Origin of the sequence: Natronobiforma cellulositropha (assembly GCF_025629245.1) — an archaeon.
Lineage (GTDB): Archaea > Halobacteriota > Halobacteria > Halobacteriales > Natrialbaceae > Natronobiforma > Natronobiforma cellulositropha.
This window is the reverse complement of record NZ_JANZXN010000029.1, coordinates 31,439-45,564: the sequence shown is the minus strand read 5'-3', so window position 1 is coordinate 45,564 and position 14,126 is coordinate 31,439. Positions and strand designations below refer to the sequence as shown.

Annotated in this window: 17 protein-coding genes; 10 read left to right on the top strand and 7 right to left on the bottom strand. The window is 68.0% G+C overall.

All coding sequences use genetic code 11. The features are described from left to right. Window positions 1–193 precede the first annotated feature (193 nt). The 7 genes from N0B15_RS12655 to N0B15_RS12625 all read left to right on the top strand — a co-directional run bounded on the left by N0B15_RS12655 (window position 194) and on the right by N0B15_RS12625 (window position 3,932). On the top strand, window positions 194–856 hold the full coding sequence (locus N0B15_RS12655) for a helix-turn-helix domain-containing protein (protein ID WP_263020071.1): 663 nt from the start codon (window positions 194–196) through the stop codon (window positions 854–856). A gap of 60 nt (window positions 857–916) precedes the next feature. Further along, window positions 917–1,258 (top strand): DUF7344 domain-containing protein, encoded by a 342-nt coding sequence (locus tag N0B15_RS12650; protein ID WP_263020070.1) that lies wholly within the window; start codon window positions 917–919, stop codon window positions 1,256–1,258. A gap of 156 nt (window positions 1,259–1,414) precedes the next feature. After that, window positions 1,415–1,822 (top strand): HalOD1 output domain-containing protein, encoded by a 408-nt coding sequence (locus N0B15_RS12645; RefSeq protein ID WP_263020069.1) that lies wholly within the window; start codon window positions 1,415–1,417, stop codon window positions 1,820–1,822. A 31-nt stretch (window positions 1,823–1,853) separates the two neighbouring features. After that, window positions 1,854–2,174, top strand: a complete 321-nt coding sequence (locus tag N0B15_RS12640) for an MTH1187 family thiamine-binding protein (RefSeq protein ID WP_263020068.1) — start codon at window positions 1,854–1,856, stop codon at window positions 2,172–2,174. A 46-nt stretch (window positions 2,175–2,220) separates the two neighbouring features. Continuing rightward, complete coding sequence (locus N0B15_RS12635) at window positions 2,221–2,430, top strand: heavy-metal-associated domain-containing protein (RefSeq protein WP_263020067.1); 210 nt, start codon at window positions 2,221–2,223, stop codon at window positions 2,428–2,430. Window positions 2,431–2,492: 62 nt separating this feature from the next. Continuing rightward, window positions 2,493–3,437: a methenyltetrahydromethanopterin cyclohydrolase gene (gene mch, locus N0B15_RS12630; RefSeq protein ID WP_263020066.1), complete on the top strand. Its 945-nt coding sequence runs from the start codon at window positions 2,493–2,495 to the stop codon at window positions 3,435–3,437. Window positions 3,438–3,440: 3 nt separating this feature from the next. After that, window positions 3,441–3,932 carry a double winged helix-containing putative transcriptional regulator gene (locus N0B15_RS12625; protein WP_263020065.1) on the top strand — a complete coding sequence of 164 codons (492 nt, stop codon included), beginning with the start codon at window positions 3,441–3,443 and terminating at the stop codon, window positions 3,930–3,932. A gap of 8 nt (window positions 3,933–3,940) precedes the next feature. On the opposite strand, the gene N0B15_RS12620 is transcribed toward N0B15_RS12625, so the two are convergent. The 3 genes from N0B15_RS12620 to N0B15_RS12610 all read right to left on the bottom strand — a co-directional run bounded on the left by N0B15_RS12620 (window position 3,941) and on the right by N0B15_RS12610 (window position 8,194). Beyond that, window positions 3,941–5,542 carry a GTPBP1 family GTP-binding protein gene (locus N0B15_RS12620; protein ID WP_263020064.1) on the bottom strand — a complete coding sequence of 534 codons (1,602 nt, stop codon included), beginning with the start codon at window positions 5,540–5,542 and terminating at the stop codon, window positions 3,941–3,943. Between the two features lie 388 nt (window positions 5,543–5,930). After that, the gene (locus N0B15_RS12615) at window positions 5,931–8,066 is read right to left on the bottom strand and encodes a hypothetical protein (protein ID WP_263020063.1); all 2,136 of its coding nucleotides are present in this window, start codon (window positions 8,064–8,066) and stop codon (window positions 5,931–5,933) included. Then, window positions 8,063–8,194 carry a hypothetical protein gene (locus N0B15_RS12610; RefSeq protein ID WP_263020062.1) on the bottom strand — a complete coding sequence of 44 codons (132 nt, stop codon included), beginning with the start codon at window positions 8,192–8,194 and terminating at the stop codon, window positions 8,063–8,065. The genes N0B15_RS12615 and N0B15_RS12610 overlap by 4 nt, the downstream gene beginning before the upstream one ends. Before the next feature lie 161 nt (window positions 8,195–8,355). Here N0B15_RS12610 and N0B15_RS12605 point away from each other — a divergent pair, with 161 nt between their 5' ends. Further along, the gene (locus N0B15_RS12605; RefSeq protein ID WP_263020061.1) at window positions 8,356–8,490 is read left to right on the top strand and encodes a DUF7503 family protein; all 135 of its coding nucleotides are present in this window, start codon (window positions 8,356–8,358) and stop codon (window positions 8,488–8,490) included. Between the two features lie 31 nt (window positions 8,491–8,521). On the opposite strand, the gene N0B15_RS12600 is transcribed toward N0B15_RS12605, so the two are convergent. Both N0B15_RS12600 and N0B15_RS12595 read right to left on the bottom strand, forming a co-directional pair. Beyond that, entirely contained in the window at window positions 8,522–10,657 is a 2,136-nt protein-coding gene (locus N0B15_RS12600; protein WP_263020060.1) for a hypothetical protein, read from the bottom strand. Continuing rightward, window positions 10,654–11,895: a DUF7504 family protein gene (locus N0B15_RS12595; protein WP_263020059.1), complete on the bottom strand. Its 1,242-nt coding sequence runs from the start codon at window positions 11,893–11,895 to the stop codon at window positions 10,654–10,656. Before N0B15_RS12595 ends, N0B15_RS12600 begins: the two co-directional genes overlap by 4 nt. A gap of 185 nt (window positions 11,896–12,080) precedes the next feature. Here N0B15_RS12595 and N0B15_RS12590 point away from each other — a divergent pair, with 185 nt between their 5' ends. After that, window positions 12,081–12,503 carry a DUF7344 domain-containing protein gene (locus N0B15_RS12590; protein ID WP_263020058.1) on the top strand — a complete coding sequence of 141 codons (423 nt, stop codon included), beginning with the start codon at window positions 12,081–12,083 and terminating at the stop codon, window positions 12,501–12,503. Here the strand turns inward: N0B15_RS12590 and N0B15_RS12585 are convergent. Continuing rightward, complete coding sequence (locus N0B15_RS12585) at window positions 12,482–13,015, bottom strand: J domain-containing protein (protein WP_263020057.1); 534 nt, start codon at window positions 13,013–13,015, stop codon at window positions 12,482–12,484. The two genes, N0B15_RS12590 and N0B15_RS12585, sit on opposite strands and share 22 nt — an antisense overlap. An 82-nt stretch (window positions 13,016–13,097) precedes the next feature. Here N0B15_RS12585 and N0B15_RS12580 point away from each other — a divergent pair, with 82 nt between their 5' ends. Further along, window positions 13,098–13,277, top strand: coding sequence for a hypothetical protein (locus tag N0B15_RS12580; RefSeq protein ID WP_263020056.1), 180 nt, complete (start codon window positions 13,098–13,100; stop codon window positions 13,275–13,277). Window positions 13,278–13,316: 39 nt separating this feature from the next. Here the strand turns inward: N0B15_RS12580 and pyrF are convergent, their stop codons facing one another. Continuing rightward, window positions 13,317–14,117 (bottom strand): orotidine-5'-phosphate decarboxylase, encoded by an 801-nt coding sequence (gene pyrF / locus N0B15_RS12575; protein WP_263020055.1) that lies wholly within the window; start codon window positions 14,115–14,117, stop codon window positions 13,317–13,319. Window positions 14,118–14,126 lie beyond the last annotated feature (9 nt).

The following is a 14,126-nucleotide window of genomic DNA, read 5'->3' as shown; positions in this document are numbered from 1 at the left end:
ACTGAGGTTCCGCGAGCGAAGCGAGCGGGTTCTCAGGAGTAGTTCAAATCCCAGTCAACGCACTTCTTCCGAATTCACTCCGCGAGCGACGTCCTCGAGCGCGTCACAGTCCACCCGTCGGAACCGTTCCGGATGGAGACCGGTCACACGGACAGCCACGACGTATTTACTCGAGGCCTCCGATACGCGAGTGATGAGTCTCTACGGCGAGTTCACCGTTCCGGCCGAGGCGTTCGCGTTGTACCGGACGCTGCAGGCGACACCCGACGTCGTGATCGAGATCGAGCGGGTCGCCGCCACCGAGGAGGTGCTCACGCCGTACTTCTGGGCATCGGGGGAGGATCGTGAGACGGTCGCCGAAGCGATCGAGAACGACCCCTCGGTCGAGGGGCTGACGGAGCTAGACGAGTTCGAAGAGGCGACGCTCTATCGGGCGAGCTGGACCGAGAACATCGAATCGATCGTCTACGCCTACACACAGGTTGAGGCGACGATTCTCGAGGCGAGCGGCCACCGCGACCGGTGGGAGTTGCGGATGCGTTTCGACGACCGCGAGCGACTCGAGCAGTTCCAGAGCCACTGCGCAGCGGCCGACATCCCGTTCCAGCTGACGCAGTTACACGAACTCTCCCAGCCACGGACCGGGAGCCAGTTCGAGCTGACGCCGAAACAGCACGAGGCGCTGGTGACGACGTGGGAGCTCGGCTACTACGGACGCTCGGACGTGACGCTCACCGACGTCGCCGCGGAACTCGGCATCTCACAGCAGTCGGTCTCCCAGCGACTCAACCGCGGCTACGAGAAACTGATCGGGAATACGCTCGTCGTCACGCCGCCGTCGGCCGGCGAGGAGTGATAAAAGGTTGTACATACAGTCCGTAGGCTCATCCGGACGTTCTCCGATGTACGGTACACAATGGCCGCCCGCCGACTGGACACGTCCTCGCTGTTCGAGTTGTGTCGTCACCGTCGCCGCCGCCTGGTCCTCGAGTGTCTCGTCCGGTCTCCGAGGCCACGCAGCGTCGGCGACGTCGCCGCCGCCGTCGTTCGCGAGGAGTGTGGGCGGTCGCTCGAGAGCGTCTCGAGCGACGTCGAGACGGGCGTGGTCTGTTCGCTCGTTCACGTCCACCTGCCGATGCTCGACGACTACGGCGTCGTGGCGTTCGACCACGAGCGGGGGCGGGTGACGAAGACTGACCGGTGTGGACAGCTCGAGCCGTATCTCGCGGCGCTCGAGCAGGACCGTTCGGAGCTGTGAACGAATCGGAGCCGTGCTGAGAGAGTCGCCAGGCAGCGAGCGTAGCGACACGCCAGAACGGCTGGCAGTCTGTCGCAGCGGCCGAGTCTGCGGGCGAACGACTTTTGTACACCGGTGAGGTACGAGTCAACCGTCGATTGCACCGGAAACCGAACGATGTACTCCGAATCCACACAGCCGACCGACGAAGGGGGGCCGACTTTCGATCAGTCGAACGACCGGTACGTCTACCGCTACGACCCCGGGGGCAGCGCGACGTTACCGACGGCGCTCGTCCACGCCATCGCGACGGTCGCAGACGTCGACGTCTCCCAGGGGGAGTTCTCCCTCTACGACAGCATCGACCCGGACGCACTCGAGCGACTCTTCAGCCCGAAAGCGGACGGGACGCGGCGAGTGGGGGGACACGTCGCGTTCACCGCGCTCGAGCACGCGGTGTACGTCTACGCCGACGGGACGGTGTTCATCTACCCGCCCGAACACGCGCCGCGCCCGCACGACCCAGACACGCCGCCGCTCGAGCGAGCGTCGGTGCGAAACGAACAGCCACTCTCGGAGCAGTAGCTATTTTCTCTTCGCTGTCGTCGGTGGAGGTATGACAGTGATCGCGTTCCTGTCGGTCGCACCGGTGATCGAAGACAGCATGTCCGGCGAGGTCGCGAAGGCCGTCGACGCGCTCGAGGGCTTCGACGTGAGCTACGAGACGACGCCGATGGGGACGACGATCGAGGCGGCGAGTACCGACGAGTTGTTTGCGGCGGTCCAGGCGGCCCACGACGCGGTCGACGCCGACCGGGTGAGTACGCTGTTGAAGGTCGACGACAAGCGCACGAGCGAGCAGACGGCAGCCGAGAAAGTCGCCGCCGTCGAAGACCACCTCGGGCGGCCGGCGGCGAACGCAGACGACGGTGCGTGAGCGAGGCGAGCGACACGCTCAACAGGCACGAGCGAGTAGCCGGCGTATGGACGAGACGACACTCTCCGTCGGTGGCATGGCGTGTGGCGGCTGTGAAGAGACCGTGACTGACGCGCTCGAGGCACTCTCCGGCGTCTCGTCGGCGAGTGCGAGCCACGAGAGCGGTATGGTCCGTGTCAGCCACGACGAGTCGACGGTCGACGCCGAGACGCTCGAGACGACGGTCGAAGACGCGGGCTACGAGGTCGTCGTCTGAGCGGGCGGTAGACGGGCGGCGGACTGCCAAACGGTTTTAGGCGGGAGCGGAAAAGGACGGGTATGAACAGTCTCAACCGGATGGCCATCGAACTGGTCGACGAGGCGCTCGAGTACGCCGAGGAACTCGGTGTCGGGGCGTACGAACTCGAGAACGGCACGACGGTGCTCGACTTCGGCCAGGAGTTCGCGGGCGGCATCGAAGCCGGATTGCTCCTGACCGAGGTCCAGACCGCCGGGCTGGCGACGCCCGGGCGCGGACTCGACACCATCGGTGGGGCGACGGTTCCCTACATCGAACTCTCGAGCGATCAGCCGGCGCTCTCGTTTCTGTGTTCACAGAAGGCGAGCTGGGAACTCGAGACCGAGGACTTCAGCGGACTCGGCAGCGGTCCCGCCCGGGCGCTCGTCGCCGAGGAAGACGAGTTCCAGCGCATCGGCTACGTCGACGCCTTCGACCTGACTGCGCTCGCCGTCGAGACCGACCAGCGCCCGACCGAGACCGCCGCAGCGCAGGTCGCTGACCTCTGTGAGGTCGAGCCGACGAGCATCTACCTCCTCACCTTCCCGACGGCGAGCGTCGCCGGGAGCGTGACGAACGCGGCTCGAGCGGCCGAGCTGGCGACGTTCCGGCTGAGCGAACTCGGCTACGACCCGCTCGAGATCGTCTCCGCGAGCGGGCGTGCGCCGGTCGCCCCGGTCGCAGCCGACGAGGCGACGGCCATCGCGCGGACGAACGACGCCATCGCCTACGGCGGCCGCGCCCACCTGGTCGTCACGCAGGATTTCGACCGGTTCGACGAGGTCGCCTCGACGGCAGCCTCGGCGTACGGCCGCCCGTTCGTCGAAGTGTTCGACGAGATGGAGTGGGAGTTCGACCAGGCCGAACCCGAACTGTTCGCCCCCGCGACGGTCACCATCGACGTCCTCGGCGGGCCGACCTACGCCTTCGGCGAGACGGACGAGGCGATACTCGCCGAGTCGTTCGCGATCGACGGCAGTGTCTGAGCGATGCAGTTCAAACTCCTCCCACAGCCACCGGCCGACCTCGCGTTCCTCGAGACCGTCCACCGGGCCGTTCCGCTCGTCCCAGGGAGCGAAGACGACTGCTGTGCCCGAATCATGGACCGCGCGGGGATCACCCACCGCGACGAGGCACGCACCTGGCTGACGTTCCTGCGGGCGCTCGAGCTCGCCGAGGAAGGGCCTTCAGGGTTCACCCGGGTCCGACGCGAGGTCGAGCGCGACCACCTCCAGCGGGCGTTTCGCGAGCGCGTCTACGGCGCTGAGCGAGTGCTCGAGATCCTCGCCGATGCCGGTGAGCCACGCTCGAGCGAGACCGTCTTCGCGCGCTTTCGCGACGAAGTCCCCGCCTACGAGCGCCACCGCTACGGCGATCGGCTCGAGGAGGTCTGGGGCGAGCGGGTTCGGCGGCTGCTCGAGTGGGCGGTACTCCTGGAGCTCGTCGAGCGAGACGGCGACGGCTACAGCCGCGAGTCGTGACCTGAGCGTCACTCGAGCGGGTGGACGCCGGTGACGGTGCCGACGCCTTTGCTTCTGCCCTCGCGGAAGACGAACTTCTGGCCCTCCTCGAGGAGGTAGGGGCGGAACTTGAAGCGGACGCGGGTCTCGCCGGTGTCGCCGGGGAGTAAGCGCCCATTCTCGGGGTAGAAGGCGGCGGCCTCGCCGATGGTCTCGACGTGGACGACCGGCTCGTAGCCGTCGCCGATCCGGGTGGGGTGGTTGAGCACCATCACTTCGGCGTCGAACTCCCTGACGGGCGTCGGGTCGGCGTCGGCGGGCAGGAGGACCATGCCGCGTTCGATCGCGCTCTCTTTGACACCTTTGAGCGCGATGCCGACGATCCGGCCGGCGCGCGCCCGGTCGACGCGGTGGTAGTGCATCTCGATCGAGCGGACCTCGACCTCGAGGAAACGGCCGTCGGCCATCGGTCCGAGGAGGAGTTCGTCACCGGCTTCGACCTCGCCGGACATGACGGTGCCGGAGGCGACGGCACCGACGCCGGTGACCGAGTAGCTCCGGTCGACGTACATGCGGAACTCGCCGTCGTCGTCGCCGGTCTTCGGCAGGCGAGAGAAGAGGTCGTCGAGGTGGTCGAGACCGGCCATCGTGACCGCGCTGGTCTCGACGATGGGAACGACGGTCTCGCTGATCTCCTCGAGTGCGGCGTCGACGCCGTGGCGGGCGACCCGGAGGGGTGATTTGCCGACCTCGCGCAGGAGGCGTTCGACCTCGCGTTCGACCTCGTCTGCGCGTTCCTCGGAGACGGCGTCGACCTTGGTGATGGCGACGAGGGTGGGCAGTTCCGTCGCGAGCAGGACGCCGAGGTGTTCGCGCGTCGTCCGCGTCGGGCCGTCGTCGGCGGCGACGACGAGCAGGCCGTAGTCGAGTTTCTGGCCGACCAGGCCGCGGATGGTCGTCCGGAGCCAGGGTTCGTGGCCGACGGTGTCGACGAACGAGACCAGGCGGTCGGCCGCTTCGACGATCTGTGCCCGGTCGGCCTTCCGGTCGGGATTTCTGACGTGGACGGGTCCGTCCTCGTCGAAGCCGTAGACGGCGTAGGAGAGGTCCGCGGAGAGACCGCGTTCGACCTCGTGGGGCTGGACGTCGAGGTAGGCGCGCGTCTGTCCGTCGCCGTCGTCCGCCCGTCCGGTGACGAGCGAGCCGACGAGCGTACTCTTGCCGTGGTCGACGTGGCCGGCCGTGCCGACGACGATGTGCTGGTCGTCGCTCTCGAGGACGGCCCCATCGCAGACCGTCGCGAGACCGACCAGGCCGCCGCCGATACCCCAGGTGTCGACGTCGGCGATGTGGGCGTCGGCCTCCTCGGCCAGCAACGAGAGGACGTCCATCGTCTCGGAGAAGGTGTCGGGGTCGATACCGGCGAGACCGCCGTCGTCGGTGACGCCGACGACGTAGGTCGCCTCGCCCTCACCGGAGAGGACGCGGTGGCGAAGTTGGGCAGCCAGACTCTCCCGTCGGCCGTCGACCAGGTGAACGTCTCGAGCGAGGCGTTCTTTGAATTCGACGCTGCCACCGTCCTGTTCGCCACGTTCCAGGGCCCGCTCGAGGAGGGCCCGGTCACGGGTCATGGGTGAGCGATAGCAGGCGAGTGAGTAAAAGGTTTCCCACAGGATATGTGCTATCGAAGGACACGCGAACGATCCGCAGTGTCGGAGAGCGCGTCAGTTGACGAATGCTATACGGTAGAGAGAGTACATAGATAGTCGAGAGAATGTCGGCGATAACACACCGACGCGGACGTATCAACGCTAGTGGCTCTCGTTCAGGGTTTACTGAGATACAGCTATTACCGGCCGGCGCTCACCGTGGAGTGATGTCGAAGCAAGCAGCGTACGTTCGGTCGGTTCTCCAGAGTCACCCACGAGTACTGAGCGCCGCCTTCGGTGCCACACTGATCCTCTCGCAGGCGATCGTGTACCCGACCGGAAACGGCGGAGTGATCAGCTGAAAGAGGAGCTACAGTTCTTCGAATACCTCGTCAGTCGACCAGTACCACTCGCCGTCGAACTCGACCGGGATACCCTCGAGTCGGAGGAAGCGAGTGAGCGCCGACCCGGACAGTGAGAGCGTCGGGAGTTCGCCGCCGACGAGGAAGTAGCGGTCGATGCCGTCGATGTAGGGGATGTACGCCGAACCCATGCCGGTGTCCGAACAGTGGTAGAGCTGGAGACGGACGCGGTAGGGCCGGTCCCCGTCGGTGTCGGCGGACTCGACGTGACAGACGTTCGGGACGCCGCCGCCCGACTGGGTGACCGCCGCGCCACCGTCGCCGACGACGACGTACTGCGCGCCGACCAGCCGGTACGACCGGGCGACGTCGACCGCAGAGCGGAGCGTAAAGCCCGTGTTGAGGAGGCGGGCGACGAGGCGGCCGACGGCCACCGCGTCCGGGTTGCCGACCTCGCTCACCGTGACGATGCCGCCGACGCTGCCCGCCTCGATCAACTCGACGCCGATCTCGTAGGAGAGACAGCCGTTGAGCAGGAAGAAGTCGACGCCCACGTCGGTCAGCGACTCCGCTGGAAGCGTTCCGTCCCGGCAGACGAACGCACCGTCCTCGACGTGGCCGACGTAGTGTACGAAGTCGGTATCGGCCGCGAAAATCCCGCGTAACTCCTCGACCGTCACCTCCCGGTGAACCGTGACGTCGAAGGGCAGTTCCTCCCGGTCGCCGTAGGCCACCCCGTCGACCTCCGCGAGCATCCGCGGGTCGTTACAGACGATCGTGATCTCGATGCGGTCGCTCGAGGCCGCCGCGGTGAGTCCGTGTTCGAAGCCCGCCGGGAGGAGTTTGTTCGCCCCGACTGGGACGCCAGGTCCCGCCCAGGCCTGTTCGATGGCGTCGGTTTCGGGCGGCGAGACGAACGCGTCGAGACCGAGACCGGCGCTGTCCGACGGTGCGGCAGACCGGACGAATTCCTCGAGACCGAGCGCGGGTGGGCCAGCGCTCGAGGGGGTGTCGGTGTCTCCGCTCCGGATAATCGAGAGGTCGTTCGCGAGAAACGGTAACAGACGGGCGTTCTCGGGGTCGTCGGTGACGTGCGTCACCAGCTGCCAGGGTGGGAAGACGTCGGCGACCGCCTCGAACGGGAGCGAGAGATACGCTTCGAGGCGTGCAGAGAGGTCCATGTGGTACAGTTCGGTGAAGTCGGCGTCGAGACGCTCTTCGACGGCGTGGCGCTCGTCGAGGTCGATCCGGTACAGCCCCTCCGTCCGGACGAGACAGTCCACGAAAAACAGCTGCTCGAGGACTTCCTCGAGCGAGCGTTCGAACGCCGGTCCACCCCTCCCGAGCGGGTGGGTGAACCCACGGTCGGTCTCGAGGCGTGGCTCGTCGCCGACGGTGACGGTCGCGCCCAGGTAGTACGCGAGCGAACTCGCCGCGTAGACGGCCGCCCGGTCGTCGGGGACGACGAGCCTGACCCCCGTCGCCGGTGGTTCGACGGTGGCTGGAATCTCGAGGGCGTCGCCGAGTTCCAGGCGGGGCGGGTGGCCGCGCAGCGTCGGCAGCGAGCGCTCGGGGCTCGTCGTCTTCAGCGCGGAGCCGAACGTCGAGACGGCCGCCGCGAGGGCCGCTGGTTCGGTCGTGGTCGTGACGGTGGCCGCCGGGCGCTCGTGCGGTGAGCGTGCGCCGAGGTGGAGGCGCGTCGGGCCATCGAAGGCGAACGCCAGCCGCCGGTCCGAGGAGGCGATGGTGAGCGGCCCCTCGACACGCAGGCAGAGCCTGATCGGCGTCATCAACTCGAGGTGGTACTCGCCGTCGCCGAGCGGTTCGTAGGCGTTGTGTTCGACCTCGGTGAGCATCCGGCCGTGGCGGTCGCGGACGACCGTCGGGACGACGTACGGCAACAACAGCGACGCGGCCGTAAACGCCGTCGCCACGTCGACGGGAACGCAGAACGCGTCGGGGTCACTCTCGTGGAGGGTCACGGGGTCGGACGTCTGCAGCGGATAGCGCTTGTTTCTCACGGGGTCGACGACGGTGAGACCGGGGCGGTCGTCGTCGGGGCGAAACGTCGGCGCGACCGGTCGCTGGTACTCGAGCGGCGGTGAATCGGCGTCGACGGAGCCGCGTCGGTCGGCCGGCGTCACCCGGGATCACCCGCCGGGAGACCAGTGGTGTCGGTGTCACGCCCGGACACCGGGGGCGAGGTGTGTCTGGTTGTGCGAGCGGCGTGTCCGTCGCTCGTCGGGTCGAACAGTGCGGTCTCGTCGATCATTTCCAGCCATAGGCGCGAGCGCTACGAATACCTCGCGGATAGGCCAGGTCGAGACAGTCACGTAAGTAACGAAGAGCCGGCGAGCAGCCGAGAACCGGTCGGCAAACGTGACAGACACGCGGCGCTAGATATAAGATCGTTCACGACGTTGGTAGGTCGCGATGTCCGATACGAAGACACCGATCCGAACGTTCCTGCTCGAGCACCCACGGCTCACGGGTGCTCTGCTCACGACCGCGCTGGTGGTCTCACAGGTCGGCACGGTCGCCGCCGGCAACGGCGGTGCGACGACCTGAGTCGGCCGTCAGACGCCCCACTTTTGTGCGGTCACAGCGCCCGCTCGAGCAGCGGGTCGCTCGACCAGTAGAACTCGCCGTCGACCTCGACGGGAATCTCCTCGAGCGCCAGGAAGCGACGCAGTTCGTCACGCGAGAGCTCGAGTGGCGGGAGGTCGCCGCCGGCGACGAAGTGGTGGTCGACGCCGTCGACGTAGGGGATGTAGAGACCGCCCATGCCGGCCTGTGCGTGGTAGACGTGAATCGTCACCCGGTAGCGGTCGCCGACGGGAGTGACGTGACACCGGTTCGCGATGCCGCCGCCCGACTGGGTGACCGCCGCGCTGCCGTCGCCGACGACGACGTACTGTGCGCCAACCAGCCGGGTGCGCTGTGCCACAGAGAGCGCGGTCCGAAGTGTGAAACCGCCGTTCAGTAGCCGGGCGATCAGCCGTCCGATGGCGACGGCGTCGGGGTTGCCGACCTCGCTGAGCGTGACGATGCCGCCGACGCCGCCCGCCTCGATCAGGTCGACGCCGAGGTCGTAGGACCGACAGCCGTTGAGCAGGAAGGCGTCGACGCCGACCGACTCGAGCGTCGCTGGCGACAGCGTCCCGTCGTCACAGACGAACGCGCCGTCTTCGACGTGACCCACGTAGTGGAAGAAGTCGACCTCGGCGGCGAGCAACGACTCGAGTTCGGCGACCGACGGCCGCCGGTGGACGCTGACCTCGAAGGGGAGTTCGTCGCGGCCGCCGTAGAGACTGCCCTCGAGTTCCTCGGCCATCGCGTCGTCGGTACAGGCGACCGTGATCTCGATGGTCTCCGGTTCGGGCGACTCCGCGAGGGCGTTCTCGAACGCCCCGTCGAGGAGTTTGTTCGCCCCGACCGGAACGCCCTCGCCGAGCCAGGCGCGCTCGAACGCGTCCGCGTCGGGCGGCGAGACGAACGCGCCGGTCTCGAGGCGTCGCTCTCGGCTCGCGTCGTCGCTTACGGCACGGACGAACGCGTCGACGTCGGCCGAGAAGGGCGTCTGCGCGCGCGTCGAGGGGGTCGACTGAGCAGGTGACTGTGAGTCGGTGGGCGCGGCTCTGACGATCGAGAGGTCGTTCGCGAGAAACGGGAGCGAGCGGGCGTGTCTCGACTCGGGCGTCACGTAGGTGACGAGCGACCAGGCCGGGTGGAGGTCCTCGACGGTCTCGACCGGCACCGATCGGTACGCCTCGAGTCGCGCCGCCGGGTCCATCGCGTACAGTTCGGCGAAGTCGAGGTCGACGCGCTCTTCGACGACGCGCCGTTCGTAGAGCGCGGTCCGGTACAGGCCCTCGGTTCTGACGACACAGTCGAGGAAGAAACAGTGTCGGAGCACCCTCTCGAGTGAGCGTTCGAGGTCGTGCTCACCCTGTCCGAGCGGATCGGTGAAGCCGCGGTCGGTCTCGAGGCGTGGCTCGTCGCCGACGGAGACCGTCGCGCCCAGGTAGTACGCGAGCGGAGCCGCCGCGTAGAGGGCACCGGTGTCGGGCGGGACGACGAGCCTGATGCCCGTCTCGGGCGGATCGAACTCGGCCGGAATCTCGAGGGTGTCGTCGAGGACGAGTCGCGGTGGGTGGCCGCGCAACGTCGGGAACGCTCGGTCGGGTGCGGTCGTCTTCAGCGCGGAGCCGAACGTCGAGATGGCCGCGGCGAGCGCCGCTGGCTCGGCCGTCGTCCGGACGGTCCCCGCGGGCACGTCGTGCTGTGAGCGTGCCCCAAGCCGGACGCGCGTCGGCCGGTCGAACTCGATGGTCAGCCGGTCGTCGCTCGAGCGGACCGTCACCTCGGCGTCGACGGAGACGTAGAGTCTGACCGGTGCCATCAGCTCGAGGAGGTACTCGCCCGCTGGAAGCGTCTCGTTGGCGTGGTGTTCGCCTTCGAAACACAGGTCACCCTCGGCGTCGCGGGCGTAGACCGGGACGACGTAGGGCAGCGCCAGCCGGTCGGTGACGAAGCTCGTCGCGCCGTCGACCGGGAAGGAGAACCCCTCGGCTGGCGCCGTCTCGAGGTCGACCGGGGCGGCGGTCTCGAGTGGAAACTGTTTGTTCTCGATGGGGTCGACGACGGTCAGGCCGGGGCGGTCGTCGTCGGGCGTAAACGTCGGCGTCACCGACTGCATCGATGGCTCACCCGGAGCGGGTGTCGAACGGCTCATCGGTCGTCGACCGCGAACCACGGCGTCGTGTACGCGCCGTCTCGCAGGTGCCAGCGCTGTTCCGGGACGGTGGCGTTGATACGCAGTTCGACCGTCGCGTCGAAGGCGTCCTCGAGCGCGGCGACCGCCGGCGTGTCGCGCTCGACCGGAAGCACGTAGTGAGCGAGCGCCGCGGTTTCACGAACCGAGGCGTAGATCGGCTCGAGGAACGCGCGGACGCCCGCCTCGTCGCGACTCTCGAGGACCGGGCGCAGGGAGTCGAGACAGACGCGTACCGACGCGGAGTCCCCGCCGTCGTCGCCACCGAGGTCGGAGAGGGCGTCCGCGACGGCGCTCGCGAACGCGTCGACGTCGCCGGAAACGTCCGTCACCGACGGCGGCGGCGTTCCGGCGCTCACCTGTGGCTCGGTAGCCGAACGCGAGGTGGTGGCGTGGTTGACGACGTGTGTCGGTCCGCTCGGCGTGGGACTCGGTGAGCCGAGCGTCGGTGGTCCCAGTCGCTCCGAGACGGTCTCGAGGTCGCGGTCCAGGAGTGCGAAGAGGTGTCGGTGGCCTGCTCCGGACGCACCGAGCAGCGTCGAACTGACGGCGTCGACCAGCGCGTCGGGGACGGCACCGACGACGAGGACGTTTCCTCCGCGCTGTTTGAGACGTCCCAGCGTCGACCCCATCGAAATCGTCTCCGTCGGCGAGACGGCCACGTCCTGACCGAACGCCGAGAACCGAACGGTCGCGCCGGTGCGAGCGATGCCGTTCGCCCGGTCACGGTTCAACGACGCGAGCGCCTCGAGGTCGACGATTCCCTCGAGTGTCGATCGGACGAGCGCCGGATCGGTCCCCGACCGGGCGGCGAGTTCGAAGACGACCGCCATCGCGACGTCTGCCCCCTCCTCGGCGTCGACCGGAGTGACGTGCGGCCAGCGCTCGTCGTTCGGTGGTGGTTCGTGGGTGACGGTCACCGTACCATCGGGCGTGGCACGCACCCGGACGCCTGCGTACGCGAAGGATATCTCCGGCCATCTGGCGTCCGCTGGCGCGTGCTCGACCAGCGCGTCGAGCGCATCGGCGTCGACCGTCTCGTTCAACGGCGGTAACTCGAGGGGCGAACACCCCGCCTCCTCGGCGACCTGCTGGACGAGCGTGACGCTCGAGAGACGAGGTACGGCCGAGACGGCGTTTGAAGTGTCGGCTCGCGGATAACTCGACGGCGTCGAGGACCCGTCGTCATCGTCGATCATCTGTGGTCGCTATGCTCAGGACACACGAAAACCTCGCGGATAGGCTCACTGCGAACGCTCACAGCGTCAAGCGGTAGCCTCGTCAGAACGAACGTCAGTCACGCTCGAGTGTCACTGTTCTGTTCGGCCAGGTGGCCACCGAAGCGCGCTACCACGTTTATTACGCTCCGTAGCCTCGAGTTCGTATGGTCGACCGTCGCACGGAGGACACCGACGCACAGTCGTCGACGCCCGTACGTCGCTGCGCATCCGCAGACCCCGGCCGGGCGAGGATCGACGAGGCGCTACGGCTTCTCAGCCACCACCGCCGACGGGACGTCCTCTACTACCTCGCAGACCACGACCTCGCGAGCCTCGACGCGCTCGCGACGACGGTCGTCTGTCGAGAAACGGGTGTCTCGAGCGAGCGCGTCGACGCCGCCGAGCGCGACCCCGTCCTCGTCGACCTCTATCACAACCACGTGCCGAAACTCGCCGACTGTGGACTCGTCGAGTACGACCGCCGGAGCGGTGCGATCAGGTGGAGCGCCTCGACCCCCGTCGAGACGCTGCTCGAGTGCAGCCGCGAACTCGAGGGGGAGATCGATCACTCCGAGAGGCGGTCGTAGGCGGCCGTCACGCGTTTGAACGCCTCCTCGTCGCCGCCGCGGTCGGGGTGGACCTCCTTTACTTTCTCCCGGTAGGCGCGCTTGACCTCACCGGCGTCCGCCGCCTCGCTCACGCCCAGCGTCCGCCGCGCCTGTGTGCGCGTCGGTCCCGGCTGCGAGGTCGGCGCGCGACCGGTGCCGCCACGGCGTGGTCCGCCGCGTGGACCTGCGCCGACGCCGCCAGCACGGGCCGCACGCTCGGCGCGCGTCCGCGGTCCACGGCTGGCACGCGGACCAGCCCCGAAGCCACCTCGAGCGCGCTCACCGCGGCGTGTTCGGCTGGCGTGGCTCCGGTAGGCCGCACGGGCGAGTTTCCCGCTGCCGTGGTAGTACATGAAGTAACTCGTCACGCCGAAGGGGACGGCGACGGCGGCCGCGACGGGCTGGGCACTGACGACGGCACCGATCAACAACAGCGCCGTGAGACCGGCGAAGACGGCGGCCAGCCCGAGAACGAGCGGCGAGCGATACACAGGGGAGCTACGGGTTCGAAGGCTGTAAAAGCCCCGGACGAACCGGCCACGGGTTGATACGACTCGAGCACGTACCTCCGCTATGAGCGTCAGTGGTCTCTGTCAGATCTGTGAGAGTCGGCCGGCGACCGCGCGCTGTGAGAACTGCGGAACGCTCGCCTGTGCACAGCACTACGAGTCGGGACTCGGGCTGTGTGCCGACTGTGCGGCGCAGGCGCAGCCCGGCCGCGAGCGGAGCGAGGTCGACGAATATCGGTTCTGAGACCGGAGCGAGACTCGAGTGCGCCCACCTCGCTCGAGTTCACTCCCGGTAGCGGTTCAGCCGGTCTTTGAGCCGTTTGGCGGCCTCACCGGCGACCGCCGCGAAGTTCTCTCCGGCGTCTTCTCCCGCGAAGATGATCCCGCGCGAGGAGTTCACCAGGCCGACCCCGTTCGCCAGGCCGAACTCGACGGCGGCCTCCGCGTCTCCGCCCTGGGCGCCGACGCCGGGGACGAGAAACGGCAGGTCGGGCACCTGCTCGCGCAGCGACTCGAGTTCCTCGGGCTTGGTCGCGCCCACCACGAGACCGACGTTGTCGTTCGCGTTCCAGAGGTCCGCCAGTCCCGCGACGCGCTCGTAGACCCGCTCACCGGTCTCGAGTTCGAGGTCCTGGAGGTCCGCCCCACCGGGGTTCGAGGTCCGACAGAGGACGAAGACGCCCGCCTCTTCGTCGTCGAGAAACGGCTGGAGCGAGTCCAGTCCCATGTACGGGTTGACCGTGATCGCGTCGGCGCGCTCGAGCGCCTGGGCGTACTGGCGGGTCGTGTTCCCGATGTCGGCGCGTTTGGCGTCGAGGAGGACCGGAACACCCTTGCCGTGGGCGTAGGCGATGGTCTCCTCGAGTGCGGCCCAGCCGTCGGGGTCCTCGTAGAAGGCGGCGTTGGGTTTGTAGACGGCGGCGTGTTCGTGGGTCGCGTCGATGATCCGGCGGTTGAACGCCCACCGCGGCAGGTCGTACTCCTGGAGGTGCTCGGGAATCCGCTTCGGGTCCGGGTCCAGTCCGACGGAGACGACGCTGTCGGCCGTCACGATCCGGTCGTGCAACCGATCGAAGAAGTTCATGCTCTCGAG

What these genes read in the sequence shown, in the direction of transcription:
- N0B15_RS12655 (WP_263020071.1), top strand. Translation starts at nt 194, where the DNA reads ATGAGTCTCTACGGCGAGTTCACCGTTCCGGCCGAGGCGTTCGCGTTG.
- N0B15_RS12650 (WP_263020070.1), top strand. Translation starts at nt 917, where the DNA reads ATGGCCGCCCGCCGACTGGACACGTCCTCGCTGTTCGAGTTGTGTCGT.
- N0B15_RS12645 (WP_263020069.1), top strand. Translation starts at nt 1,415, where the DNA reads ATGTACTCCGAATCCACACAGCCGACCGACGAAGGGGGGCCGACTTTC.
- N0B15_RS12640 (WP_263020068.1), top strand. Translation starts at nt 1,854, where the DNA reads ATGACAGTGATCGCGTTCCTGTCGGTCGCACCGGTGATCGAAGACAGC.
- N0B15_RS12635 (WP_263020067.1), top strand. Translation starts at nt 2,221, where the DNA reads ATGGACGAGACGACACTCTCCGTCGGTGGCATGGCGTGTGGCGGCTGT.
- mch (WP_263020066.1), top strand. Translation starts at nt 2,493, where the DNA reads ATGAACAGTCTCAACCGGATGGCCATCGAACTGGTCGACGAGGCGCTC.
- N0B15_RS12625 (WP_263020065.1), top strand. Translation starts at nt 3,441, where the DNA reads ATGCAGTTCAAACTCCTCCCACAGCCACCGGCCGACCTCGCGTTCCTC.
- N0B15_RS12620 (WP_263020064.1), bottom strand. Translation starts at nt 5,542, where the DNA reads ATGACCCGTGACCGGGCCCTCCTCGAGCGGGCCCTGGAACGTGGCGAA.
- N0B15_RS12610 (WP_263020062.1), bottom strand. Translation starts at nt 8,194, where the DNA reads ATGATCGACGAGACCGCACTGTTCGACCCGACGAGCGACGGACACGCC.
- N0B15_RS12605 (WP_263020061.1), top strand. Translation starts at nt 8,356, where the DNA reads ATGTCCGATACGAAGACACCGATCCGAACGTTCCTGCTCGAGCACCCA.
- N0B15_RS12600 (WP_263020060.1), bottom strand. Translation starts at nt 10,657, where the DNA reads ATGAGCCGTTCGACACCCGCTCCGGGTGAGCCATCGATGCAGTCGGTG.
- N0B15_RS12595 (WP_263020059.1), bottom strand. Translation starts at nt 11,895, where the DNA reads ATGATCGACGATGACGACGGGTCCTCGACGCCGTCGAGTTATCCGCGA.
- N0B15_RS12590 (WP_263020058.1), top strand. Translation starts at nt 12,081, where the DNA reads ATGGTCGACCGTCGCACGGAGGACACCGACGCACAGTCGTCGACGCCC.
- N0B15_RS12580 (WP_263020056.1), top strand. Translation starts at nt 13,098, where the DNA reads ATGAGCGTCAGTGGTCTCTGTCAGATCTGTGAGAGTCGGCCGGCGACC.
- pyrF (WP_263020055.1), bottom strand. Translation starts at nt 14,117, where the DNA reads ATGAACTTCTTCGATCGGTTGCACGACCGGATCGTGACGGCCGACAGC.